Here is a 23,811-nt window from a genome sequence, read left to right as displayed (position 1 = left end):
GCCTCGATCTTCTCCTGCGGGGGTCACCGCCGCGGGCCCGGTCAGCGGGTAGACCGCGCCGCAGTGGCCGTCCTCGAGCAGCGCGCTGGCCGCGACCGCTGCGATATCGTCCGGATCGATCGCCGGGGAGGGCACACCCGAGCGTGGGGCGCGAACCACGCCTTCCGCGCGGATCGCGGCCGCCCAGGCCAGGGTGTTCGAGGCGAACTCCCACGGCCGCAGAATGGTCCACTCGAGGCCGCTTTCCCGCACGATCTGCTCGCTGTGCAGCAGATTCCGGCCGATGAACGATTCCGGATGAGTCTGCGCGAACAGCGAGGACACCGTCACGACCTGGTGCACCCCGGCTTCGGCTGCTGATTCCAGGATCTGGCTGGTGTCCGTGGTGCCGGGCTGTAACAGGAACAGGGCATCGACTCCGCGCAGGGCCGAGCGCAGCGAGTCCGGATCCGTGAGGTCGCCCTCGACGGCCTCGACCCCGGCGGGGAACGCAGCCCGGTCGGGGCTGCGGCTCAGCGCGCGGACGGGCACGCCTGCTTTGCCGAGTTTCCCGATCAGTGCGCCGCCGATGTTCCCGGTTGCTCCGGTCACCAGGATCACGAAGATGCCACCCCCATGGTGTGCGTTCGCTCGATTCCGGAAATCAACCTACTGACCTCAACCACGGTTGAGTCAAAGCGCCGATGCCCTTGATTGTCATTCGGCAGCTTGCTTCGACACATGGTCTCGAGTCCGAAGGCCGGACTGGCGACCGCGCCAAGTGCTTCCGAGGCCGGATACGGTGGCTGCTCCGCCCGTGCCGCCCGCTGCGAAAATCTCCGTTGTGGACGCTCAACAGATCACCGAAGCCTTCGAAGACGCCTTCGACCAGGCGCTCGTCTTTCACGGTTTCACCGACTCGATGCGCGATTACGACCTCATCATCTACGCGACCGCCGATCCACGGACAGGGATCCCGCCGGAGTACCTCCGCTACCGCTTCAGTTGCTGCGTCCGCGCGACGGTCACCTCGACGGTGACCCCGGAAATCTGGGGCCGGTCGCTGGACGATCGTCTCCTCGATTTCGAGCAGGGCCGTGAGCTGGACGGCTATGTCTGGGGCGTTCGCTGGCAGGAGCTCTACCCGGGTCCCAAGTTGCTGCCCGCCACGGCGGAGACCACCGCGTGGTCCGCCCGGCTGGGGCGACCGGTCCGCGAGGCCGTGATCGAAGCCAATGCGCACAGCATCAGGCTCGTCTTCGCTGACCTGTCGGTGGACCGTCTCGCGCCCGGGTATTCGCCGTTCGTCGTGGGGGAGTCCTGAGGACCGTGCTCAGTGGTTCGCGGAGCGGGAATCCGTGCTGTGCGGCGGTTCGGTGGTCAGCGGCTGCATGCCGGGGCGGGTCGCCCTGGTCAGGGTGAGCCCGGTGGTCTCGGGGGCGAGCAGTTGTGCGGTCACCGCGCCGATGACGCAGATTCCCGCCGCGATCAGCATGCTCGGCCCGACGCCGATGGTGTTGAGCCCGCTCGGCAGGGCGAAGGTGCCCAATGCCGCGCCGATCCGGCTGGCCGCGGCGGCGAGCCCGGTCCCGGTGGTGCGGATCTCGGTCGGGAAGAGTTCGGCCGGATAGACCGGGGTCAGATCGCTCGACGCGGCGTTGAAGAAGGCGAACACGGCGAAGCAGCCGACGACGATGATTCCCGGTGCCTGGCCCCAGATTCCGACCAGGCACAGGCAGGCGGCCATGATCCAGAACGGGCCGATGAGCAGTCTGCGCCTGCCGATCCGTTCGATCACGAGCATCCCGGCCAGCGCTCCGCAGGCGGCGAGGGCGTTGACGGTGATGGTGCCCGCGGCCGGATCGGAGAGGTGCAGTGTCGCGAGCACGCTCGGGGCGAAGGTGAAGATCGCGAAGTACGGTGCGACGAGGCAGGCGTAGAACACGCAGGCGAACACCGTCCGGGCGCATTGCCCGGGCGCGAACAGTGCGTGCAGTGTGCCCCTGGACAGGCTCGGCCGTTCGCCGTGGAAGTCCTCGCCCCGGTAGGCGGCCTGCCCGCCGAGGTAGGTATCGATGATCGCGCGGGCTTCCTCGGTCCGGCCGCGGGAAAGCAGCCAGCGCGGGGATTCGGGCAGTCCGCGCCGGACGATCAGGCAGTACAGCGCGGGCAGTGCCCCGGTGGCCAGCACCCAGTTCCACGAGACACCGGCCAGATCGAGCAACCCGTAGGAGATCGCGACCGCGGCCAGGTAACCGGCGAACCACGCGACCTCGAGTCCGGCGATGCGCCGCCCACGCCCGCGTGCCGGGGAGAACTCGGCGAGCATCGTGGCCCCGATGGCGTATTCGGCGCCGATCGCGATCCCCATGACCAGCCGGATGACGAACAACTGCGCCGGATCGGTGACGAAAACCTGCAGCAGCGCGGTGATCAGGAACAGCACCAGATCGACGGTGAAGGTGGTACGCCTGCCGAACCGGTCGGTGAGCATGCCGAAAACGGGCCCACCGAAGAAGATCCCGATCAGCGAGGAGGCGCCGATGAGCCCGGCCCACACCGGGGACATGTGCAGGTGCAGCACGACCATGGGCATGACCACACTGATCACCCCGAGGTCATAGCCGTCGAGTCCCTGGCCCCACACGGTTGCGGTGGTCAGTTTGCGCAGCATTCGCCGGGTCGCGGCCATTGCGACCTCCTTTTCCGGGTTCTCAGCTGGCGATCAGCGCGGTGCCGAGGAATTCGTCGAGCACATCGACCACGTGCTTGAAGGTGGGGTCGTCATCGAACATCCACTCGGTGTGCCCGCGCCCTTCGAGCAGTTCCAGGCGTTTCGGCTCGCGCGCGTGCTCGTACATCGCCTGTGCCTCGACCGGCTTGTGCAGGTCGTTGTGCGCACCGTGCAGTACGAGCAGCGGTCGCGGCGAGATCCGCTCGACCACCTGTTCCGGAGCGAACCGCAGCAGGAAATCCGCCGATTCCAGGGTGACTCCGCTGCCGAATCCCGGAGTCTTGTACAGCTCGGCGCCGACGTAGCCATCGGTGCGGTCGTCCAGATTGAGCCGCACGATGTCCCACGGGTCGGCGAGCTCGGAACGTCCGGTGCTGGCCCGCCTGCCCCGATCGGCCTCGATCCGGTGCAGCAGGTCCGCCCAGCTCGCCTCGTCGTGCATATTGCGGGTGGACCGGGTTCCGTCCGCGATCCCGTTGAGGCAGGCGACCGCGCGCACCCGCGGATCCTCGGCGGCCTCGGCGACGACCACGCCACCGCCGAGTCCCCAGCCGACGAGTGCGAGGCGTCCGGCGTCCACTTCGGACACGGTGCCGATCCGGTCGATGCCCGCACGCACGTCCTCGGCCCATTCCTGCGGTACGAGCCTGCCCCGTTCCCCTTCACTGAGCCCGAATCCGCGGTAGTCGAACGCGAGAACGGCGTAACCGAGGGGATTGAGGGCGCGGGCGAATCGTTCCGGGTGGATGGTCTTCTGCCCCTGATAGCCGGAGCAGGCGAGCACCACCGGATAGGGCGCGTGCTCGCCGCCGTCCTCGGGCAGGTGCAGATCGGCGTCGAGGCGTAGTCCGCTCGAGAAGAACGGCAAGGGTCGGGTGGTCACGGGATCCTCCTGTCGTGCGAGGAATCGGTGTGCTCCTCGCTCACGGCGGGGGATCATCGACCCGCCGTGCGCATGAGCACAATCCTTGTTGCCGTGTCCGCAACAGTGATCTTTACCCGTAGGCGCGGTTCTTCCTAGACTGGGCGGTATGACTGGTCGCACTCTCGGGGTCGTGACGCTCCGGCTGGACGCGGGATACTGCCTGCTGCTCGGGCTTGCGTTCCTGTTCGCCGCCCCGTACGTCGCCGATGTGATCCCGCTTCCGGTCACCGCCATCGCGATCCTCGGCGGCGCGGTGATCGCCTGGTCGGCGGCGGTGATCTGGATGGTGGCGCGGCTCCCGCTGCACCGCGCGCTGCGCGTGGTGCTGATCGCCAATCTGGCCGCCGCGCTCGCGATGGCCGGGATTTCCCTGACCGCGCCGGGTTTTCTCGCCGTGTTCGCGCTCGTGGCCATCGCCGTGGACGTCGCGGCTTTCGCGGGCGTTCAGGCCATCGCACTCGCCAGGCTACGCACCGCTTCCCGGGCCTGACCGGGTCCGGTCATCGGATGGCGATCGCAGGAACAGGCAAATGCGTTCGGTGGCCCCGGGCTCGAGCCGGGTACGGAGGCCACAGGCGGGTTCCAGGTCCAGCGGCTCGCCGGGTTCGAGGACGCGGAATCCTTCCCGGCGGTAGTACTCGCCAGGATCGCGGTCCGGTGGTGTCTGACCGTAGACGAACCGGTGCCCGCAGGCGCGGTACACGGCGCTGCAACGGTGCAGCATGGCGGCGCCGATGCGGCTACCCCGTGCCCGCTCGGTGACCGCCATGGCCTGGATCTTGGCGCAGCGCAGCAACAGGGTGCGGCACTGCTCGCGATCCCGTTCGGCTCCGGTGCCCTGGCAGAGGTACGGCAGCAGGTAGACCGGCGGCAGTGCCATCAGTCCGCCGACCAGGCCGTGCCGCGCGGATTCCGCGACCAGCACCAGGCTCACCGCCGGGGTCACCTCGCTGACCGCCCGTTCGGCGTCCCCGAGCACCGGGCCGGTTGCCGCGTGGAATGCCCGCGTTCCGCCGCGCAGCCCGGCACGCAGCGCGGACCCGGCCAGGCCATCCTGTACGGCTCGCCGGACACCACTGAGCAGCGGAACCCCGGCCAGCGCCAGGATCCCGGGAAGCCCGGGCAGATCCTCCGGCCGGGCCTGGCGTATCCGGACCGTGGGCCCGATCGCCCAGCCGTCGACGAGATCCCGCTCGGTGGGGTGTTCCTCGGTCTGCATCCGGATGGTTTCCCAGTCGAAGCCGCCGGTGGCCGGGAATTTCCCGGCCACCGGCAACTGTGTCGTCCGCCCGCGGATTTGCGGGATTTCCCTAGAACTTTCCCCGGTTTCGATTCCGGCATCAGGCACGGATCGGAATACGGGCGATCGGCCCGTTATTGCCGGGGTTTTCTACCCGGTCAGCCGCGGAACGGCGGGCTGCACTTCCAGCTCGGGTTGTTGCACTCCGGACAGCTGCTGAAGGAGGGATCCGCGTAGGCGGATCCGACCTGCTGCACGTCCGCGGGAACGACCTTCAGCTCGAGGTCGAACATGTCGAGTTCGCCCTGAGCACGGGAATCGAGTGTGTCTTGCATATCCCCAACCTCTCATCGCAGGTGTTCTTGTCGTGCCGATCGCGATGGCTTCGCCATGATGGCACGAGCATCCCGGATTCGCTATCGGCTCGATTCGGTCCCCTTGACAAGAATGGTTCGGTATTGCGAGAGGAGCGCCATGGCGGCGCCGAAGGTTCGTGAGGGGATTGGGTGCGCACGGAAGAACGGTTTTCCGCATTCGGGGTCGTCTACTTGCGGACACCGGTATTACCGCACAGCAGCGGCAGGTTGCCGTACGGCGATGACGAACCGGTCGAGGATGAGCGGCTGCTGCGCGCGGTGGTCGCAGATCCGGTGGTCCGGGAGGCGGTCGAGGTCTCCAGCGAGTCGCTGGCCACCGTGTTGCGCAGGCTGGACGCGGGCGCGGAGGTGAGTTCCGGGCAGCTGCGCCGTGCCGCGTACGCCGCGTGCCGGTACCTGTTGCGGATGAGCGGGCGCCCGACGCCGTTCGGGGTGCTCGCCGGAGTAGCGGTCGGGGAGTTCGCCGAGCGGGCCGAGGCGGAGATCGGGACGGCCCATCACAAGGGGGTTCGGCCGGACGGTGAGTGGTTCACCGCGGTGCTGGCCGTACTGCAGCGGCGGCCCGAAGTGCTGCGGTGTCTGCGCGTGTGCGCGAACGATCTCGTTTTCGAGCGGGCCGGGCGGTTCGTGCTGCCGTACCTCGGATGCCGCGGTCCCGGTACCGAGCCGGCGCAGGAACAGTCGGTGCGGGCCACTCCACCCGTGCGGGCGGCACTGTCGGCGGCGCACGCCCCGATCGAGTGCGCCGCGCTGCTCGACCGGATCACCGAGGCCTTTCCTGGCGCGGGCGCGGACCGGGCGCAGGCTCTGGTGCTCGGCCTTGTCGAGGCAGGGCTGCTGCGGACGGAGCTGTCCGCGACGGTCACCGCAGCCGACCCGATGCGCGCGGCGCTGACGGTTCTGGACCGTACCCCGGCACCGGAAACCGGGCAGCTGCACCGGATCGCCGGCCTGTTCGCGGACTACGCCGCGGCACCACTCGGTGCGGGACGGGCAGCCTGGAACGCGGCGAGCTCCGCGGCGCGGGAACTGCACCCGGCCCGCGCCACCCCGCTCCAGGTCGATCTGCGCGCCGACGCGCGGTTGCGATTGCCGCCGATAGTGGCCCGGGAGGCCGAATCGGCGGCCGCGACGCTATTGCGGTTGTCTCCGCCGGAGGGCGCACCCGCGCACCTCACGCAGTGGTACTACGCCTTCGTCGACGCATACGGGATCGGCGGTGGTGTCCCGGTCAAGGAGGTGCTCGATCCGGAGCGGGGCATCGGCCCGCCCGCGGGGTACCGGCAACCGCCGGTCAGCCGGTTCACCGTGCCCGGAGCCGAGGAGGACCGGCGCTGGGACCGGCTCTGTGGCGAGCTCGTGCAGCAGGCGCTGTTCTCCGGCTCCGGGGAGATCGTGCTGGACGAGGACACCATGGAAACCCTTGCCCCGAACGGGAATCCGGCTCCCGGACCGGATACCGCCGAGCTGACCTTCCAACTGCTCGCCCCGTCGGTGGCCGCGATCGAGCGGGGCGATTTCCGGTTGGTCTGCGCGTCCGCGATGGCCAACGGGACGGGTGCGCTGTTCGGCCGGTTCGGTTATCTCACCGAAGGCGGCGAACCCGCCGCGGTGCAGGCCGGGGACGGGAACGGGCGGTTGTACGGTCAGCCGAATTTCGAACCGACGGCGGCCCGGCACGTCAACATCCTGCGGGTGGACCGCGCGGTGGAACACACCCTGGCGTTCGGAACCTTCGACGATCGTGGCCGTCCGGATGTGCTCGGCGTCGAGGACATCGGGATCGCCGCCGACCACAATGGACTGTTCGTGGTCTCGTTGCGCGATGGACGGCCGATCACCGTGGTGTGCCCGCAGATGCTCGACACCGACAAACACGCTCCGAACGCGGTCCGCCTGGTGCGCGAACTCTCCCGGTACGGCACCCGCACCCTCTCGCCCTGGCATTGGGGCGGCCTGGACTGCCTGCCCTACCTGCCGAGGGTGCGCCACGGCCGTACGGTGCTCGCGCCCGCGCGCTGGCGGCCCTCGCCCGGTCTCGCCGAGGCGGCGCGGAACGGGACGGACTGGGACGCCGAGGTCGCGCGCTGGCGGAAGCAGTTCGGTGTTCCGGATCAGGTGCAGGTCCGGGAGTCCGATCACGGCGTCGAACTGGACCTGAGCCGGCCGCTGCACCGGCGGCTGCTGTGCGATGAACTGCGCCGCAAACCCGAACTGGTCCTCGTGGAGACCGCGCACCGGGACGAGTCCGAACTGGACTGGCTGCACGGCCATGCCAGCGAGATCGTGGTGCCACTGCGCGCCCGCCGCGGCGCCCGGGCCGAAACCCGTTGCGCCGGGCGGCGTGCGAGCACCCGGACAGCCACCCCGCCCGGCGGTGAGTGGCTGTTCGCGAAGCTGTACAGCAGGCCGGAACGGCACCACGAACTGCTCACCGCGCAGCTGCCGCGCTTGCTTACCGGAGTGGGCGAACCGCGCTGGTTCTTCATCCGCTACGCCGATCCTGATCCACATGTGCGGTTGCGGTTCCACGGCCCGGCGGAATCGCTCAACCGGCAGCTGCTCCCGCGGTTGCACGACTGGGCCGCGGAACTGCGCACCTGCGGCCTGCTCCGCAAGCTCACCATCGACACCTATGAACCGGAACAGGATCGGTACGGCGGCCCCGCCGTGCTGGCGGCCGCCGAGCACGCGTTCGGCGCGGACAGCGCGGCCGTGCTGGCCCAGCTTCCGTTGCTGGACGGTCCGGCCGAGCCGCTGCCACCCGAGGTGCTGGTCGCGGTGAACTTCGTGGATCTGCTCCGCTCGATGGACCCGGACTGGACCGACTGGTATCGCGGCAGCGCCGTCCAGCACTACGAGGGCATGCACCGGCACGTCCGCCAGGCGACCGAACTGGCGCTCGGGCTTTCCGCGGCACCGCCGGGAACCCCTGCCGCCGCGATCCGTGCCGCTTGCGCGGACCGGGCACCGGCCATCCGGGACTACGCCGAGGCGCTGCGCGCGGAAGCGGACGGCGAACGGCAGCGCGGCGCGGTCGACGGCATCCTGCACATGCACCACAACCGCTTGGCAGGGATCGACCGGGAAACCGAACAGCGGGCCAATTCCGTTGCCAACAGGGTGATCGCGGCCTATCGCGGACGTGCCCGGGCCGGTCGCGCATGAGCTCACGGTTCGACGTGGCACTCGCCGCTGCCACCGAGCGGCTGGCCGATCCGGCGGCCACCTGCCCGCCCGGTCCGGAAGGTGCCCGCTGGCCGACGCTGGACAGTCAGCTCGGGATTGCGTTGTGCTACGCCGAACTCGGTCACTTCGAGCCGGAACTGCGTCCGGTCGCCCACCGGTATCTCGCGGCCGCCAACGCCGCGCTGTCCGGTACCGGCAGGCACACCCTGGCCGCGGGTGTGCCCGCACTGGCCTTCGCCGCGAGTGCCGCCGCGCAGCACGAGGGGGAGTACGCTGCCTTGCTCGCCGGGCTGGACACCGCGGTGTTCCGGATCGTCCGCGTACTGCTCGACGAGGAACACGATCGGCTGGCCGCCGGGGCGATGGCGTGGGACAGCACGCGCTTCGATCTGGTCGCCGGGCTGACCGGACTGGGCAGGTATCTGCTGCGCAGGTGCCTGGTCAGCGCGGAGGCGGAGGCGCTGCTGCGGGAGATTCTCGAGTACTACCGCCTGCTCCTGCGGCCGATCACCGAGCGGCGCCTGCCTGGCTGGTGGGTGGCCTGTGCGCCGGATCCTGGCGCGCCGCCCGGTTCCGGGCACGCCAATCTCGGTATGGCGCACGGTATTCCCGGTCCGCTCGCGCTGTTGGCTCTCACTTGGCGGCACGGGGTGTGCGTGCCGGGGCACGGCGAAGCCACCGAGACCATCGTCGAGTTCCTGCGCGCCTGGTCGGGAATCGATGAACACGGCCGATACTGGCCCGCCGCGCTGGATCTCGCCGACTACACCGAAGGTCCCGCCGAGCTGCCGCGTTCCCGGACGGCGTGGTGTTACGGCGCCCCCGGTGTGGCTCGCGCGGTGCAGCTCGCCGGGCTGGCCGCGAACCGGCCGGACTGGCTCGCGCTGGCCAGGCAGGCGATGCGGGAACTGCCGGAACCGGGACCCGAAACCGGGCTGTGCCACGGTACGGCCGGTCTGCTGCACCTCGCCGTCCGGATGCGGGCCGATGATCCCGCCTGTGCGCTCGGCGTTGCGGCGGACCGGCTCGCCGAACGGACCGCGGCAACGCTGACCCACGACGGGCAACAGGATCCCGGTCTGCTGACCGGTACCGCCGGAGCCGCGCTCGCCCTGCACACCTACCGCAACGGTGCCCCGCCACCGAGCGGATGGGATGGCGTGCTGTTGATCGGATGAACGGGTCAGAACCGTTCCCGTACCGGGTGCAGCAGCAGGTTTCCCTCCCGGGGCGGTGCGGCCGATCCCGTCACGGCCCGATCGCCACCGGCCCGTTTCGCTTGGTACATGGCGGAATCCGCGCGCCGGATCAACTCGTCCAGCGAGGTCTGCTCGGTCAGCGCGCGGGTGGTGACTCCGATCGAGAGTCCGGTGCCGAGCGCAGGGGCCTCGCTTTCCGCCTTGGGCGGGCCGACCGAGATCCGCCGCACGTGTTCGCGAATCCGGTGCGCGACCGCGGTTCCGTTGTCATCACCGGGAAGCAGCAGCACGAACTCGTCCCCTCCGTAGCGTCCCGCCAGGTCGTTGAGCCGGGTAGCGTGCTGTATGCCGAAGGCGATGGAGCGGAGCAGAGTGTCCCCGGCCTGATGTCCGAAGGTGTCGTTGACGGCTTTGAAGTTGTCCACGTCGCAGAACAGCAGTGCGACGGGGGCTTGGGTCCGGTTCAGGGTCTGTTCGGCCCGTTCGCGCCAGGCGTCCCAATTGAGGAGTCCGGTGCGGCTGTCGATGCCGACGATCTGCCCGCACGTGCCACAACAGCTGCCCAGCATCACATGGTCAGATGACATGAACTCCCTCCGAATGTGCGCTGAGCTGCAATGTAAATCCAGTTAACGAGGGCGGCAAGAGCCGATAGGGCACTCACCTCAGGTGGGGGAGTGCGATCGTGTGGAATCGGGTTCCGTAACTGGAGTTAACGAGCTTCGTGTCGTACCGTGACCGGCGATGCGAGGGAGGTGGCGTGATGGCAGCCAATGCGGACACGGCGGCCGGACCGGACAAGCCGCCGTTCTCGGTCTTGCTGAACCTGCTTTTCCATCTCTACCGGCACCCCGAAGGGCGCGAATACACCAACCAGGAAGTATCCGACTGGTGCGGGGAGCACGGGAACTACGTGAGCCGGGTGAGTGTCTGGCAGCTGCGGGAGGGGCGCAGCCGGAATCCGAGCCTCAACAACGCGGCGATCCTGGCGCAGTTCTTCGGGGTCAGTGTCTCGTGGTTCGTCGACGAGGACGCGGCACGTGATATCGCGGCACAGCTGAGGTTACTGGCCAAGGTCCGGGACAGCAGGCTCCGGAAGGTGGCCGGGCGCGCGGACAAGCTTTCCCCCGAGGGGCTGCTGGACGCGATGGAACACGTCGAACGGCTGCAGCAGGAACGGCACGGCAGACGTCGGAAGGAAACGGAGTAGCCGGGCGTGGAACCGAAGGACAGGCAGCACAGGCGGAAGCTGGCGCGCTGGTGCCGTGCCGAGCTCGAACGGCTCGACGTGCATCCGCCGCTGGATTTCGAACAGCTGCGCCAGGCCATCGAGAAACGCAGGGGCAAACCGCTGAAGTTCGTCGCCTATCCGCTGCGCACCGATGTGTTCGGGCTCTGGCTCAGCTACGACGAGGACTGGATCCTGTACCAGTCGGCGACGATTCCACCGCACCAGCGGACGATCCTGCTGCACGAACTCGGGCACGTGCTGCTGGAACACACCAGCGATGAAGTGGATCGTGAGGCACTGCAGACGATTTTCCCCGCGGTACCGGCGAGCTTCATTCAGGCGGTGCTCCGCCGGTCCTGCTACGACGATGCGCACGAACACGAGGCCGAGGTCTTCGCCGACATGATCGGGCAGTGGGATCAGCGGGTCATGCGGGTGGCCCCGCCATCGGATGCCACGGTGCGCGAGTTCGACAAGGCGCTGCTGGGGGAGCTGGCCATCCGATGAGCGTGCCCTCCATGGTCTTCTTGGCGGTCAGCTGGATCGGGTTCATCTGGCTGACGATCCGGTTGATCCGGAATCCGCGCAACCGGATCCTGGGCGCCTTCGTGGCGATCTTCTTCGTGGCCGCGGTTGGTTCAGCCACGGCCGGGCTGTCCGTGCGGTGGCAGAGCATCGTACTGATGGCCGTTGTCTTCGCCGCGATCGTGGGCTTCGCGCTCGCGGCTCGCGACGGTGTCCGCAACTACCTGCTCGCGCAGGCGGGACTGTTCCTCATCGCCGTGGTCCTCGTTTTCGTGTTGCCGACCACTACCCCGGCCGATGTACCGAATCTTCCGAAAGCGGTGCAGGACCCGTTGGTGCCCCGCGCCTATTCGGCGATCGGATGCGTGTTCGCGATCCGGGAAGCTGCTCGTCTGGTTCGCCGGACCGCGCGGGTCCAGACCATCGGGCTCGTGATAGCGATCCTCGGGCTGGCTCTGCTCGTCGTGGACGACGTCGTGCTGTGCGTGGTGCGCGTGATGATGCAGAGCGGGGTGTATCCGGCCTCGTTGGCTCGTATCGCGGACTTCGGGCAATCGGTGTCCGGTACCGTCTTCGTGCTCGGGCTGCTCGTGATCGGTCTGGTCATCGTCACTCGCAAGATCCGGTACTGGTACCACTGCCGGAGCAGCTATCGCGCGCTCGAACCCCTGTGGCAGCTCCTGCACCAGGCCTTCCCGTCCACCCACGACCGGCGAAGCACACCGACCGGCAGGTGGATGCTGCTGTTGCCCTCGGGCGCGCACCTCGCGCACACCCGCCGGGTCGTGGAATGCTTCGACGGTCTGGTCCGGCTTTCCCCGCACATCACCAATACCGAGGAATTCGCCCGCGAGGAATACGACCAGCGAGCGCTACAGTTGTCGCGTGCGGCGGAAAACGCCGAATCCGAAGGCAGCCATCCGGTCGGTGCCGTCTTCCTGCACGCGCAGAGCTGGACCGATGCGCTGGACGAGATGGTGGAGCTTTCCCGGGCGCTGCGGCGGCAATCGGCGACCGGCCGCGTCGATCAGCCGGTCTGAATGCCCTCGGTGCCGCGGTTGCGAGCTCTGACCGCCAGGGTCACCGGGAGCGGGGATCCGCCCTCGGTGAACCGTTCGAGTGTCAGCCCGGCGGCCGGGAAGGCGTTCAGCAGTTCGGGCAGTGGCCGGTGTGCCGCGCCCACCTTGTCGCGGATTCCCTTGTCGGTCCACGATTCCCTGGTCCAGTGGACGTCGAGATAACCGGGACGGAGCACCACGGCCTCGGGGTCGCTGCGGTCGGCGAATCCGCCGCAGAAGCATGGATGAACCCCGATGTGCACGAAAACCCCGCCCGGCCGCAGCACCCTGGCCACTTCGGTGAGCACGCCGAGGTATCCGGGCATATCGGTGTGCACCATCGCGGCGAGTGCGGCAGGGATGCTGTCGTCCCGGATGGGCAGCCGGGCGGCATCGGCTCGTGCGATCGGCAGCCGCCCGCGGGCATGGCGCAGCATTCCGGCGGACAGGTCGATGCCGAGGGGAGCCCAGCCCAGTTCTCGCACGAGGGCGGCGTGGATCCCGGTGCCACAGCCGATTTCCAGGCACATCCCGCCGTCCCCGCCCCCGAGTAGTTCACGCAGTGCCCGGCCGATACCGAGCGGGTCGTGCCCGGGCTCGCCGTGCTGGGTGTCGTGGAACTGTTCGGCGTACCAGTCCGCTATCTCGTCGTATCCCGCCGCCACCGGACCATTGCACCGCGGAACCGGCGGCGGTCGCGAGGGATTACGCCAGCGGTGAACCGGCCGCGGTCAGTACCGCACCGTGGCGACAAGGGGCTGGTGATCGGACGGCGCCGAACCCTCGGGATAGCCGAGGATGTGCGTGCCGCTCACCTTTTCCGGGGCGAAACGGGCCCCGGTCATGCCGCCGATGTAGTCGAGGCTTTCGTGGGTCGAGGGGTAGCCCTTGCGCACGGTTTCGTTGATGGTGGCGTCGTAGGTGTACGGCGGTTTCTTGGCGGTGTCCAATGCGGCACCGAGTGTCCGCTGTGCCTCTTTGTACTCGGTGTCCGAGTACTTCTTTTCCAGGTCGGCCCGGTAAGGGATGTTCAGGTCACCGGAAACCGTCACCGGTTCGTTTTCCGCGTGTTTTCCGATGAATTCCTTCAGTTCGGCCAGCTGGGCGCTTCGAGTTTTCCTGGTGGCTTCGAGGTCATTCTCGTCGGCCTGCAGATGCGTCGCCGCGACCCAGAACGATCCGCCGTCTTTCTCGATGCGGACCAGCGCGGCACCCTTGTTCGCCTTGTAGTCCCAGGTCTTCGAGTTGGAGTTCACATAGACGAGCTGGTGCTGTTCGGTGATCGGGTACTTGCTCAGCAGCCTGACCCCGCCGCTGGTGACGATCAGGCTCCTGGAACAGTTCCCCTCCATCGACGTCCACTGCCCGTCGTCCGTGCAGCTGAGCCCGACCAGGGGAGTCTGGTACTTCCAGACATCGCGCAACCGCTCGGCGAGCTTCGCTGCTTCCACGCTGAAGGCCTCGTTCAGCACCACGACATCGCTGCCTTCGTCCCGGATGACCTGTTCGGCAGCCCGGGCGTTCCGGTCCTTGACGGCAGGCCTCGGGTCGGCGATCCGGGGCAGCTGCTGGATGTTGTAGTTCATGATCGAGTAACTGTTCGCGAAATCGGAAGAGGGCGAATCCGCTTCCGCCGCACTCGATGCGCCGGTGGTCATCAGCAACAGGATCGCGACGGAGAATGTTGCGATGCGGATTCTTTTCCAGTTCATGGGAACCTCTTCGATCTTCGGTGGGGATTACGAGGGCTTACGGGCCGAGGCGAGCAGGCGGTCCACGAGGTCCGGTTCGTAGCGGTCGATGAACGCGGCGGTCTCGCTGATCAGCCGGTCGAGGTGTTCGGTCATCACTGTGGCGGCGCGGTCGTGCTCGCCCGCGGCAAGTGCCTCGACGATCCGAGCGTGTTCGGCGATGCTCTCGGCACTGGTGTGCCGTGCTTCGAGGATGACATCGAGCGCGGCCTCGACGTGATCGAGCGCGGGATCGAGCGCCATCCGGATCATGGCGGAGATCAGCGGGTTGGCACTGGCCTCGGTGACGGTGCGGTGGAAGTCGAGCACGAGCTGGCGGGGAATCGGCCCGCCGTGCTCGAGTGCGCGCCGGTGTTCGGCGAGGCTCTGCCGCAGGGCATCGATGACCTCGGCGTCGAATCCGGCCGCCCCGCGCACCGCCTCGGGTTCCACGGCGCGCCGGGCCCGGAGCAGGTTGAGCACGTCCTGCCCGGTGCGCACGTCGATGGCGCGGCCGAGCAGGTCGGTGTGTTCGAGTCCGCGCAGCCGGGCACGCACCTGGGCCCTGCCGTCCTCGGTGAGCACGCGTCCTTTGCGTTCGACGGGTTCGGTGACCCCGCGCGCGTCGAGTTCGCGGAGCCGCCTGCTGACGGTGGCCTCGGACAGTTCGAACCCGGCCTGGGTCAGCCCGTTGCGGATCTCGCGCGCGCCGACCGGTCCGCTGGCGTGATCGAGCATGCGGAGCACGGCGGTATCGACGTCGAGCCGGTCCATCCGCCCCCCTGTCCTGCGATCACGGTGACGATGAGTATAAGCCACGGTCATATCTGACGTATGTACGTCAATATTGACAAACACATGCGGACTGCGCCATGCTCCGCCGGACACGCGGCGCACCGCAGCGCCCCTCGCAGCATCGGAGGATTCGATGACGCCGACAAGGAACACCGCGCCGCGCCGCCGTGGACGGATCCGGTGGCTGATCATCGGACTGGCGTTCCTGGCCATCTGCATCAACTACATCGACAGGGCGAATCTCTCGGTCGCCCTGCCGTACCTGAACACTGAACTGCACCTGGATCCGGCACTTTCCGGACTGGTACTCGGGGCGTTCTTCTGGACGTATTCACTGTTCCAGCTCCCGCTCGGCTGGCTGGTCGACAAGGTGGGCAGCCGCGCGATGTTCGCGGTCGCGGTGGTGTGGTGGTCGGTGTTCACCGCGGCGACCGTTGTGGCGCGCGGCATCGGAACGCTGTTCGGCATCCGGCTGCTGCTCGGCATCGGCGAGGCGGGCGCGTTCCCCGCGAGCGCTCGGGTGGTGGAGGAGTGGTTCCCCAAACGGGAACGCGGTATCGCCTCCGGCATCTACGACAGCGGTGCCCGCGGTGGCACCATGCTCGCGGTCCCGGTGGTGACCGCCCTGATCGCCTGGCTCGGCTGGAAGGGCTCGTTCATCGCCACCGCGTCACTGGGCATCGTGTGGGCCGCCGTGTGGCTGTACGTGTACCGGAGCCCGCATGCGCAGCGCTGGGTCTCGGAAGGGGAACTGCGCTATATCGAGGAGGGCGGCGCGCGGACCGGAAGGCAGCAGGCGGGCCCGGAAACCGAGGCGGGCCCACGGATCCGCTGGCGCGATCTGTTCCGCAGCCGCACGGTCTGGGGGATGGCGATCGGATTCGGTTGCCAGAGCTATGTCATCTATTTCTTCATCACCTGGTTCCCCTCCTATCTGGTCGACGAGCGGCATTTCAATCTCCTGGAACTCGGCATCTTCGGCACGATCCCGGGCCTGGTCGCGTTTCTGGGCAATTTCCTCGGCGGCTGGGCCTCGGATGCGCTGATCCGGCGCGGGCACTCGGTCACGTTCGCCAGGAAGGCCTGCATCGTCGGCGGGATGCTCGGTTCCACGCTCATCGGGTTCGCCGATCTCACCCCGAGCGCGGTACTGGCCCTGGTGTTGTTGTCGGTGTCCTTCGGTTGTGTCACGTTCGCGACCTCCTCGATCGTCGCACTCCCGGTGGACATCGCGCCGGAGACGAGCCAGTCGCTCGCCGGGTCCATCCAGGGGTTCCAGAACGGCATCGCGAACCTCGCCGGGATCGCCAGCCCCGCGGTCATCGGCTGGCTCTACGGCGTGACCGGCAGCTTCAGCTGGGGGCTGCTGTCCGCGGCGTTCGTGGCCATCGCCGGCTGTCTCGTCTACCTGTTCCTCGTCGGCCGTATCGAACCGCTCGGCAAGGCGAAAACGCTTGCCACTCAACCGAAAGGAATCCCCGCCGATCATGAATGAAGACAGGCTCAACCTGCCCTTCGTCGGAATCCCCTCGTTCCTGCGCAGTCCGGTGCAGACCGATATGCGCAATATGGACGCCGATATCGCGGTGCTCGGGGTGCCCAGTGACGAAGGCTCGCCGTGGTACCCCGGTGCCCGGATGGCGCCGCGGGCCATCCGGGAGATGTCGGTGCGGTTCGCCGAATACGGCGCGATCCAGCACGCGGCCGGGCTCTACGACGTGGACGAGGACAAGCACTATCTGCGGTACGAACGCCGCAATCAGCGCATCGTCGACTGCGGGGATGTCGACATCCTGTACACCAATCCCGAGGGGACGATGCGCAACGTCACCGATGCCACCTCGGAGATCCTGCAGTCCGGTGCGATCCCGGTGGTCTTCGGCGGGGACCACGCGGTCTCGTTCGGCGTGGTGCGCGCCTATGAGGAACCGGTGTCGATCGTGCACTTCGACGCGCACCTGGACTACCGCCCGTTCGTGCACGGGGTGGAGAACGCCAACGGCAGCCCCATGCTCAAGATTGGCAACCTCGCCAATGTCGACCGGATGGTGCAGGTCGGCATCCGGAGCATCCGGACGAGCAAGTCCGCGTTGCAGCAGTCGCTGGATCGCGGCAACGCGGTGGTCACCGTGAACCGGCTGCGGCGCGCCGGGGTGGAGAGCATCCTGCGCGAACTGCCCAAGGGAGGCAAGGTTTATGTCAGCGTCGACATCGACGTGCTGGACATGCCGCTGGTGCCCGGCTGTGCCTCGGCCGAGCCCGAGGGATTCGGCTTCGAGGAGCTGCGCCAGACCATGTTCGCGATCGCCAGGCACGCCGACGTGATCGGGCTGGACGTGGTGGAGATCAACCCGATGCTCGACGTGCGCTCGAACAACACCTCGCTGCTCGGCGCCCAGCTCGCACTGGAGTTCATGGGCCGGGTCGTCGAGCAGCCCGCCTATCTCGCCCGCAAGGGCCGCGCCGCCTGAGCTCAGGCCGGGTGCGGGGTGCCGCCGAGCACGGTGCCCCACACCGGGATGGACCGCAGTTGTTCGACCGGCACATCGAAGGGATCCGCGTCGAGGACGGCGAAGTCCGCGAACTTCCCGGGTTCCAGGCTGCCGAGTTCGCGGTCCATCCCGAGCATCCGCGCCGCGTCCACGGTGATCGCGCGCATCGCCCGGTACCGGTCGATGCGCTCACCGGGGGCCAGCACGGTCGCGTTGTCGGTGCCGATCCGGGTGGTGGCGACCCAGGCGGCGGTCAACGGGCTCATCGGGACCGGGACGAGCGCGTAGTCGGAGTGCAGCGCGAACGTCACTCCTTCGCGTTCCAGGGAACCCAGGCGCGCCACGGCTTCGCTGCGATCGGGTCCGTAGCCCTGGTCGGCGTGCAACTGGCTGCGGTAGTGCACGAAGTAGGCGTTCACACTGGCCTGTGCGCCGAGGGCGCGGACCCGGCGGGCCTGGTCGGTGCTGCTGATGCAGTAGTGCTCGAAGGTGAACCCGTGGTCGAACCGCGGCCGGTCGTGCTGCAGGCGTGCCAAGGCATCCAGTGCGGCATCGATGCTCTCGTCGCCGTTGGTGTGGCAGTGGATGGGAATGTCCGCGTCCCAGAAGGGCCGCATCCGCTCGTGCAGCTGCGGCCACGGGATGTCGTTGCGCACCCCGTTGCTCAGGTCGAGGTAGCCGGGGAACCTGGTGCGCAGCGACATCGCCGGGAAGGATCCGTCGGCGAGGAACTTCACGCCGTGGAAGAACAAGGTCGGGCTGTTGTGCTCGTGCCAGGTGCGCAGTGTCGCGGCGGCCTGTTCGCCGAAGTTGTCGTGCATGGTCATCTCATAGGAGATCAGGCCCATCCGCACCGGAACATCGGCGGCGTTGTACACGGCATCGTGCAGCCGCCATTCCCGGTCCGGGTCGGTGAGCCCGAACAACAGCTCCGCGGTGGTGGTGATCCCCGCCGAGGTGGCCAGCCGGTTCATCGCGTGCAGTCCCTGTTCCCCGGCGTCCTGCACGAGATCGACCGCGGAACTGCCCACGACCGCTTTGTGTGCCTCGAATTCGGTGAACCGGCCGTCGAGCCGCCCGTCCGGATAGCGGCCGACCCCGTGCACGTCGAGGTCATCGGGCACCTGGCGGTCGCGCAGCGCGGCGGAGTTGGTGTAGAGGACGTGCGGGGCGTAGGTGATGACGAACAGCGGGCGTTCCGGGACGATCGCGTCCAGCTCGTCGCGGTGCAGATGCCCGCCCTGCATGGCCGGATCGAAGCCCCAGGCCACGATCGGTTCCCCGGCCGGGGTTTCGGCGTCGAGCTCGCGGAGTTTCCCGATCACGTCCTCGCGGGCAGGCAGCCCGGGATTCGAGCAGCACAGTCCCGGCGATTCGAGCGGGCCGAGATAGGGCACGCCGAGATAACCGGAGGACATGGCGAAATGCGTGTGCGGGTCGATGAATCCGGGCAGGATCACCTTGTCCCGCAGGGAATCGTCGATCGTGTACTCATGCCGGTCCAGCCAGGGCCGCATCGACTCCAGCGTTCCGGTGGAGAGCACCCGCCCGTCCATGACGGCGATCGCGGTGGCCACCGGACGGCCAGGGTCCATGGTGTGGATCCGGCGGGCGGGGTACACGGTGATCGTGGGTGACATGCGTTGTCCTTCCTGCTGGTGACGAATCAGTGCTGCTCGACCGGCTTGCCATGGAACGTGCAGTGCGGTGCCCCGGTGCTGCGGCAGCCGGTCTCGGTGAACGCGAACCAGCGGGGGCGGCCGGTTTCCGCGGCGGCGAAGTCGAAGGCCCCCTCCAGCCAGGCGGCGAACATGTAGCAGGTTCCCGTCCCGTTGCCCGTGGTGCGATCGGCGAGCGCGGAATGGCGCAGGGTGACCCGGATCCGTTCACCGGTGTGTTCCTCGATGCGGAACCGTCCCCAGCCCCGGTTGCCGAGCTGTTCCAGGTAGTGCGCCACGACGCGATCGGGGGAGAAGCCGTGGAAGCCGCGCTGCTGGGTGCACCACTGCTGGGCGGAGCGGTACCCGGCGTCCCGGATGAGGTTCGCCGATCCGTTGTGCCCCAGTCGTTCCTCGGCGGCGGCCAGGTTGTTCGTGATCATGTGACGGGGAACGAGGACCATCGGGATTCCCTCGACGGACCAGCGCCCGTTTTCCGGGTCGACCGTGACGGGAACGGGTATCTCGGTGGACATAGGCAGTCCTTTGCGGTGGTGTTCGGTGAAATCGGTGCGGTGCTCAGTGCGGTGCTCAGTGCTGTGCGAGGGACTGTCGGCGCTCCGATCGCGGATCCAGCGGGCTGCCCGCCGTCTCCGGGATGAACAGCGCGCAGACCAGGGCGAGAACACTGACGATCATCAGATAGAAACCGGGAGAGAGCTGGTTCGCGGTCTGCGAGATGAGAAAGGTCGCGACGAACGGTGCCGTGCCCCCGAACAGCGTGTAGGCGATGTTGTAGGTCAGCGCCGATGCGGTGTACCGGATCCGGGTCGGGAACAGCTCGGAGAGCAGCACGGCGACCGCGACCAGGGACAGCACCACACCGATCGCGAGCAGGCACTGACCGAGCACGATCAGGCCGAGCGAATCCTGCCCGGCGAGCAGAAACGCTGGGATCGCGGTGACCAGGATGGCGATCCCGGCAGCGGCCGCGGTCACCTTCCGGCCCACCCGGTCCGAGATCCGGCCCGCGAAGGGAGAAAGCGCCGCACTGAAGGTCAGCGCGAGCACACTGGCCAGCAGCGCGACCGGGGCCGACTGTTTCCCGACCACTTCCACATAGGTGCTCATGTACGTGGTGAGGGTGTAGAACGACAGCCCGGAGGCGCTGATCACCCCGCCGAGCAACAACATCGTGCGCAACTGGGTGCGGAAAGCACCGCGCAACGGGGCCGATTCCGGGGTGTCCGCGCTCAGGTTCCGGAACATCGGGGTCTCGCTGAGCCGGTGCCGGATGTAGAAACCCAGCAGTGCCACCGGTGCCGCGACCAGGAACGGAATGCGCCAGCCCCAGGAATCGAGCGCGGCGGGCGACATCCACGAGGAGACGGCGAAGGAAACCCCGGCCGCGACCGCGAAGGCGAAGAAGGTGCCGGAGGGGAGGAAACTGGAATAGCGGGCCCGCCGTTTCGCGGGGGCGTGCTCCACGACATAGGTGCAGGCGCCCGCATATTCGCCACCGGCGGAGAAACCCTGCACGGCGCGCGCGAGGCACAGCAGAAGCGTCGCCGTGATCCCGATTTCCTGGTATGTCGGCAGCACCCCGATGACAGTGGTGGACGCGCCGATGAACAGCACGGTCAGCGAGAGCACCCGTTTGCGGCCGATCCGGTCGCCGAGCACGCCGCAGACGAGCCCGCCGATCGGGCGCAGCGCGAAGGCGACCGCGAACACGGCGAAGGTCTGCAACAGGCTCGTCGTCGGGTCATCGGAGGGGAAGAAATGCTTGCCGATCAGGGTGGCCATGAAGCCGTAGACGGCGAAGTCGAACCATTCCAGGAAATTGCCCAGCGCTGCCGCGATCACCACGCGGCGTAACAGAGCGGAATCGGGGTGTTCGGCAACCTCGCTGTCGGGCATGAAATGCCTCCATCGTTCGGAAACGCCGCTGGTGGAGAGCGTCAGGTCGGGTTACGGCCGGCGGTCGCGCGTCCCGTGGAACGATGCCGGCCCGAGTGGGACCGTTCTTTGTATTTTTTTGTTATACAGAGTTCGGACGGGCTTTGGCAAGGCCCCCTTGTCGTCCGGCAGCCGTGTCCGGCGCGCTCCGGAGCGTGGCAGACTGAGCGCATGGCACGTCGGCAGCGGACCTTGATGGAGACCGCCTACCAGCACATTCGCGAGCTGTTGATGGCCATGACGCTCCGGCCGGGGGACTGGATCGACGATCTGCGACTCGCCGAGCAACTCGGGCTGAGCCGGACCCCCGTCCGCGAGGCCCTGTTCCTGCTCGCCTCCGAAGGACTGGTGCTGGTGAAACCGGGCGGCGGTTTCCTGGTGCGCTCCCTGGACCTGGTCGACATCAGCCGCTTGTTCGAGGCACACATCGTGCTCGCCAAAGCCGTGGCGCACCTGGTGGTCGCGCGGATCACCGACGGCGATTTCGGTGAGCTGGAGGCCGCGGAACGGGAAGTGAACCAGGAGATGGAACGGCGCGATCCGGCCGGGGTCTCGGCCGCGAACTCCCGGCTGCACCGCATCGAAGCGCGGATCGCGGACAACGAATACCTGGAACGGCTCGCCGGGCAGATCCACGATCAGGGGCAGCGGCTCGGATTCATCTCCTTCGGCGGCTACAGCGAGGACATCAAGACACACTTCGACGCCGTGCGGACCGATCACGCCGAGATCATCAAGGCCTACCGGGATCGGAACGCCGCACAGGCCGAGGAAGTGTCCACCCGGCACGTCGTGCTCTTCCGCGAACGGATCATGCGCTACTTCGACACCAGCGCGGCCGATGGCATCGACCTGACCGGCGAATGGATCACCCCGGCCGCCGGGGCCTGAGCAGGGTCACGGCCGCGCCGGGATGGCGGACTCACCACCACGTCGTGGACAGCCACACGGTCCCGGCTGCGGCGAGAAACAGCGCGATGTTGAGCCCGATCCGGCGGTCCGCCCGCCCCAGATGCACGGCGGTGGCGCCGATCTGCAGAATGCCCAGCCCACCGGCGGCGGCCAGGGACAGCCAGGCCGCGATTCCGGTCAGCGGCGGCAGAATCAGCCCGACAGCGCCCATCACCTCGAGCGTGCCGAGGAGCCGGACGACCGGCATCGGAGTGCGGTCCACCCAGGCCATCATCGGCTGGAGCTGTTCGCGGTTGCGGAATAGCTTCGCCCCACCGGCGTAGAGGTAGAAAAGCGCCAGCGATCCGGCCAGGATCCAGTACCCGATGTTCATGGTCACCGCTCGGCGAAGTCGCTGGCGGGTTCGGTGGCATACCGCCGCATGACGCTGATGTGTGCCTGCGGCGACAAGGTCTGGCCATCGGCGCTCATGTCCCGCAAGTCGCGGAAGTACTGCACATACCGGTCCGGGCTGAAGGTGGTGAGCATGGTGGCGGGCTGGTCACTGATGTTGGCGAAGGTGTGCGGCGCCCCCGGCGGCACCATCACGAGGGTGCCCGCCGTGACGTCGTGTTCCTCGGTGCCCACCGTGAACCGGATCGTCCCGGAGAGAACGTAGAAGCCCTCATCGTGCTCGGCATGGCGGTGTTGCGGTGGTCCGGGAGTGTGCGGCGGGATGACGGACTCGGTGATCCCGAGACGGTGCCCGGTCGTGCCGCCGTCCTCCAGGACACGCATCCGCGTGGCGCCGAGGGCGATCAGCTCGCCATCTTCCGGCCGCACCACCGAAACGGCAGGATCGGCGGCCGGACTGGTTTCCGGTTCATCGGTCATACCGCGATTGCACCGCCCGCGCACCAGAGCTGTCCAAGATCCATCCGGTGTACTCGATACCGTGCGGGTATCGTCGCATCGTGGAGCTGCGAACGTTGCGCTATTTCCTGGTGGTCGCCGAGGAACTCCACTTCGGCCGCGCCGCGACCCGGCTGCACATGAGCCAGCCGCCGCTGAGCCGGGCGATCAGACAGCTGGAGACCGAGATCGGCACCACACTGTTCGACCGGTCCCCGGCGGGTGTCGCGCTCACCCCGGCCGGGACGGTACTGCTCGAGGAGGCGCGTGCCCTGCTCGACCGGGCCGACCGGGCGCGCCTGCGGGTGGCTTCCGCGGCGGGGGCGGCGACCATCACCATCGGCATCCTCGCGGACAGCACCGATCCGGGCGTGCTCCGGCTGGCGGATGCCTACCGTGACCGGCATCCGCACGCCGAGGTCCGCATCCGCGAGGCCGATCTGGCCGATCCCACCTGCGGGCTGCACGCCGGTTTGGTGGACATCGCCCTGACCAGGGCGCCGTTCGACGAGACCGGTCTTGCCGTGCGCGAACTGCGTGCCGATCCCGTCGGTGCGCTGCTGCGCTCCGATGATCCGCTCGCCCGCCACCGGCAGCTGAAGCTGGCCGATCTGGCCGATCGCCGCTGGTTCCGGTTCCCGGAAGGAACCGATCCACGTTGGCAGTCGTACTGGAACGGCGGAGAAACCCGCGAGGGAGCGGTGGTGCGCGCGGTGCAGGAATGCCGCCAGGCCGTGCTCTGGAACGGCACGGTCGGCATGACACTCCTGGACCACGAGACCACCACGGGGCTCACCGTCGTGCCGGTGACCGACATGCCTCCCAGCCGCGTTCTGCTGGCCTGGAAACGGCATGACTCCAATCCGCTGATCCGGTCGTTCGTCCGGCTCGCGGCGGCCGCCTACCGCCAATGACGC

The 23,811-nt window shown here is 68.1% G+C and carries 24 protein-coding genes and 1 pseudogene; 11 read left to right on the top strand and 14 right to left on the bottom strand.

The features are described from left to right. Positions 1-132 precede the first annotated feature (132 nt). Positions 133-591: pseudogene (locus AD72_RS37580) on the bottom strand (SDR family oxidoreductase); the annotation flags it as partial. A gap of 205 nt (positions 592-796) precedes the next feature. Between AD72_RS37580 and AD72_RS12145 the strand changes: the two are divergent. Beyond that, positions 797-1,303: a YxiG-like protein gene (locus AD72_RS12145; RefSeq protein WP_197284941.1), complete on the top strand. Its 507-nt coding sequence runs from the start codon at positions 797-799 to the stop codon at positions 1,301-1,303. A gap of 9 nt (positions 1,304-1,312) precedes the next feature. Here the strand turns inward: AD72_RS12145 and AD72_RS12140 are convergent, their stop codons facing one another. Beyond that, a complete protein-coding gene (locus tag AD72_RS12140) occupies positions 1,313-2,671 on the bottom strand; it encodes an MFS transporter (protein ID WP_063890739.1) in 1,359 nt (452 codons plus the stop codon). A gap of 22 nt (positions 2,672-2,693) precedes the next feature. Continuing rightward, entirely contained in the window at positions 2,694-3,596 is a 903-nt protein-coding gene (locus tag AD72_RS12135) for an alpha/beta hydrolase (protein WP_037345530.1), read from the bottom strand. A gap of 148 nt (positions 3,597-3,744) precedes the next feature. Between AD72_RS12135 and AD72_RS12130 the strand changes: the two genes are divergently transcribed. After that, positions 3,745-4,128 (top strand): hypothetical protein, encoded by a 384-nt coding sequence (locus tag AD72_RS12130; RefSeq protein WP_156365152.1) that lies wholly within the window; start codon positions 3,745-3,747, stop codon positions 4,126-4,128. On the opposite strand, the gene AD72_RS12125 is transcribed toward AD72_RS12130, so the two are convergent. Further along, positions 4,105-4,908: a hypothetical protein gene (locus AD72_RS12125; protein ID WP_156365151.1), complete on the bottom strand. Its 804-nt coding sequence runs from the start codon at positions 4,906-4,908 to the stop codon at positions 4,105-4,107. The genes AD72_RS12130 and AD72_RS12125 overlap by 24 nt on opposite strands. Before the next feature lie 128 nt (positions 4,909-5,036). Then, positions 5,037-5,213: a hypothetical protein gene (locus AD72_RS36480; RefSeq protein WP_156365150.1), complete on the bottom strand. Its 177-nt coding sequence runs from the start codon at positions 5,211-5,213 to the stop codon at positions 5,037-5,039. A gap of 171 nt (positions 5,214-5,384) precedes the next feature. Here AD72_RS36480 and AD72_RS12120 point away from each other — a divergent pair, with 171 nt between their 5' ends. Together AD72_RS12120 and AD72_RS12115 are read left to right on the top strand one after the other, a co-directional pair. Continuing rightward, positions 5,385-8,423 (top strand): lantibiotic dehydratase, encoded by a 3,039-nt coding sequence (locus AD72_RS12120; protein WP_031466578.1) that lies wholly within the window; start codon positions 5,385-5,387, stop codon positions 8,421-8,423. Continuing rightward, positions 8,420-9,622 carry a lanthionine synthetase C family protein gene (locus tag AD72_RS12115; RefSeq protein WP_051898535.1) on the top strand — a complete coding sequence of 401 codons (1,203 nt, stop codon included), beginning with the start codon at positions 8,420-8,422 and terminating at the stop codon, positions 9,620-9,622. The genes AD72_RS12120 and AD72_RS12115 overlap by 4 nt, the downstream gene beginning before the upstream one ends. Positions 9,623-9,627: 5 nt before the next feature. Here AD72_RS12115 and AD72_RS12110 read toward each other — a convergent pair whose 3' ends face one another. Then, positions 9,628-10,230 (bottom strand): GGDEF domain-containing protein, encoded by a 603-nt coding sequence (locus AD72_RS12110; RefSeq protein ID WP_082468897.1) that lies wholly within the window; start codon positions 10,228-10,230, stop codon positions 9,628-9,630. Positions 10,231-10,406: 176 nt separating this feature from the next. On the opposite strand from AD72_RS12110, the gene AD72_RS12105 reads away from it, so the two are divergent. The 3 genes from AD72_RS12105 to AD72_RS12095 are packed head-to-tail and all read left to right on the top strand — an operon-like array spanning position 10,407 to position 12,439. After that, positions 10,407-10,853, top strand: coding sequence for a hypothetical protein (locus AD72_RS12105; RefSeq protein WP_051898533.1), 447 nt, complete (start codon positions 10,407-10,409; stop codon positions 10,851-10,853). A 6-nt stretch (positions 10,854-10,859) separates the two neighbouring features. Then, positions 10,860-11,381: a hypothetical protein gene (locus AD72_RS12100; RefSeq protein ID WP_051898532.1), complete on the top strand. Its 522-nt coding sequence runs from the start codon at positions 10,860-10,862 to the stop codon at positions 11,379-11,381. Next, positions 11,378-12,439, top strand: a complete 1,062-nt coding sequence (locus AD72_RS12095) for an MAB_1171c family putative transporter (protein ID WP_156365149.1) — start codon at positions 11,378-11,380, stop codon at positions 12,437-12,439. Before AD72_RS12100 ends, AD72_RS12095 begins: the two co-directional genes overlap by 4 nt. On the opposite strand, the gene AD72_RS12090 is transcribed toward AD72_RS12095, so the two are convergent. From AD72_RS12090 to AD72_RS12080, 3 genes are all read right to left on the bottom strand, one after another. Next, on the bottom strand, positions 12,427-13,122 hold the full coding sequence (locus AD72_RS12090) for a class I SAM-dependent methyltransferase (RefSeq protein ID WP_031466572.1): 696 nt from the start codon (positions 13,120-13,122) through the stop codon (positions 12,427-12,429). The two genes, AD72_RS12095 and AD72_RS12090, sit on opposite strands and share 13 nt — an antisense overlap. Before the next feature lie 66 nt (positions 13,123-13,188). Then, entirely contained in the window at positions 13,189-14,169 is a 981-nt protein-coding gene (locus tag AD72_RS12085) for a sphingomyelin phosphodiesterase (RefSeq protein ID WP_031466571.1), read from the bottom strand. A gap of 27 nt (positions 14,170-14,196) precedes the next feature. Next, positions 14,197-14,961 carry an FCD domain-containing protein gene (locus AD72_RS12080; RefSeq protein WP_051898531.1) on the bottom strand — a complete coding sequence of 255 codons (765 nt, stop codon included), beginning with the start codon at positions 14,959-14,961 and terminating at the stop codon, positions 14,197-14,199. 154 nt (positions 14,962-15,115) lie between these two features. Here AD72_RS12080 and AD72_RS12075 point away from each other — a divergent pair, with 154 nt between their 5' ends. Beyond that, on the top strand, positions 15,116-16,477 hold the full coding sequence (locus AD72_RS12075; RefSeq protein WP_031466569.1) for an MFS transporter: 1,362 nt from the start codon (positions 15,116-15,118) through the stop codon (positions 16,475-16,477). Continuing rightward, on the top strand, positions 16,470-17,453 hold the full coding sequence (locus tag AD72_RS12070; protein ID WP_037345527.1) for an arginase family protein: 984 nt from the start codon (positions 16,470-16,472) through the stop codon (positions 17,451-17,453). The genes AD72_RS12075 and AD72_RS12070 overlap by 8 nt, the downstream gene beginning before the upstream one ends. A gap of 2 nt (positions 17,454-17,455) precedes the next feature. Here the strand turns inward: AD72_RS12070 and AD72_RS12065 are convergent, their stop codons facing one another. Genes AD72_RS12065 through AD72_RS12055 form a run of 3 tightly spaced genes read right to left on the bottom strand, consistent with a single transcriptional unit; the run spans position 17,456 to position 21,052 of the window. After that, entirely contained in the window at positions 17,456-19,114 is a 1,659-nt protein-coding gene (locus tag AD72_RS12065) for an amidohydrolase (RefSeq protein ID WP_031466567.1), read from the bottom strand. 26 nt (positions 19,115-19,140) lie between these two features. Beyond that, a complete protein-coding gene (locus AD72_RS12060; RefSeq protein WP_031466566.1) occupies positions 19,141-19,668 on the bottom strand; it encodes a 4-vinyl reductase in 528 nt (175 codons plus the stop codon). A 55-nt stretch (positions 19,669-19,723) separates the two neighbouring features. Then, positions 19,724-21,052, bottom strand: a complete 1,329-nt coding sequence (locus tag AD72_RS12055; RefSeq protein WP_031466565.1) for an MFS transporter — start codon at positions 21,050-21,052, stop codon at positions 19,724-19,726. Between the two features lie 210 nt (positions 21,053-21,262). On the opposite strand from AD72_RS12055, the gene AD72_RS12050 reads away from it, so the two are divergent. After that, positions 21,263-21,982, top strand: coding sequence for a GntR family transcriptional regulator (locus tag AD72_RS12050; protein ID WP_231644801.1), 720 nt, complete (start codon positions 21,263-21,265; stop codon positions 21,980-21,982). Positions 21,983-22,013: 31 nt separating this feature from the next. On the opposite strand, the gene AD72_RS12045 is transcribed toward AD72_RS12050, so the two are convergent. After that, complete coding sequence (locus tag AD72_RS12045; RefSeq protein WP_031466563.1) at positions 22,014-22,376, bottom strand: DoxX family protein; 363 nt, start codon at positions 22,374-22,376, stop codon at positions 22,014-22,016. Between the two features lie 2 nt (positions 22,377-22,378). Next, positions 22,379-22,876: a cupin domain-containing protein gene (locus tag AD72_RS12040; RefSeq protein WP_031466562.1), complete on the bottom strand. Its 498-nt coding sequence runs from the start codon at positions 22,874-22,876 to the stop codon at positions 22,379-22,381. Between the two features lie 80 nt (positions 22,877-22,956). On the opposite strand from AD72_RS12040, the gene AD72_RS12035 reads away from it, so the two are divergent. Continuing rightward, positions 22,957-23,808: a LysR family transcriptional regulator gene (locus tag AD72_RS12035; protein ID WP_031466561.1), complete on the top strand. Its 852-nt coding sequence runs from the start codon at positions 22,957-22,959 to the stop codon at positions 23,806-23,808. The last annotated feature ends 3 nt before the right edge of the window (positions 23,809-23,811 follow it).

Source organism: Sciscionella sediminilitoris, assembly GCF_000737195.2.
Taxonomy (GTDB): domain Bacteria; phylum Actinomycetota; class Actinomycetes; order Mycobacteriales; family Pseudonocardiaceae; genus Sciscionella; species Sciscionella sediminilitoris.
The sequence above is the reverse complement of the archived record's forward strand: the minus strand, read 5'-3'. Positions and strand labels throughout refer to the sequence as shown.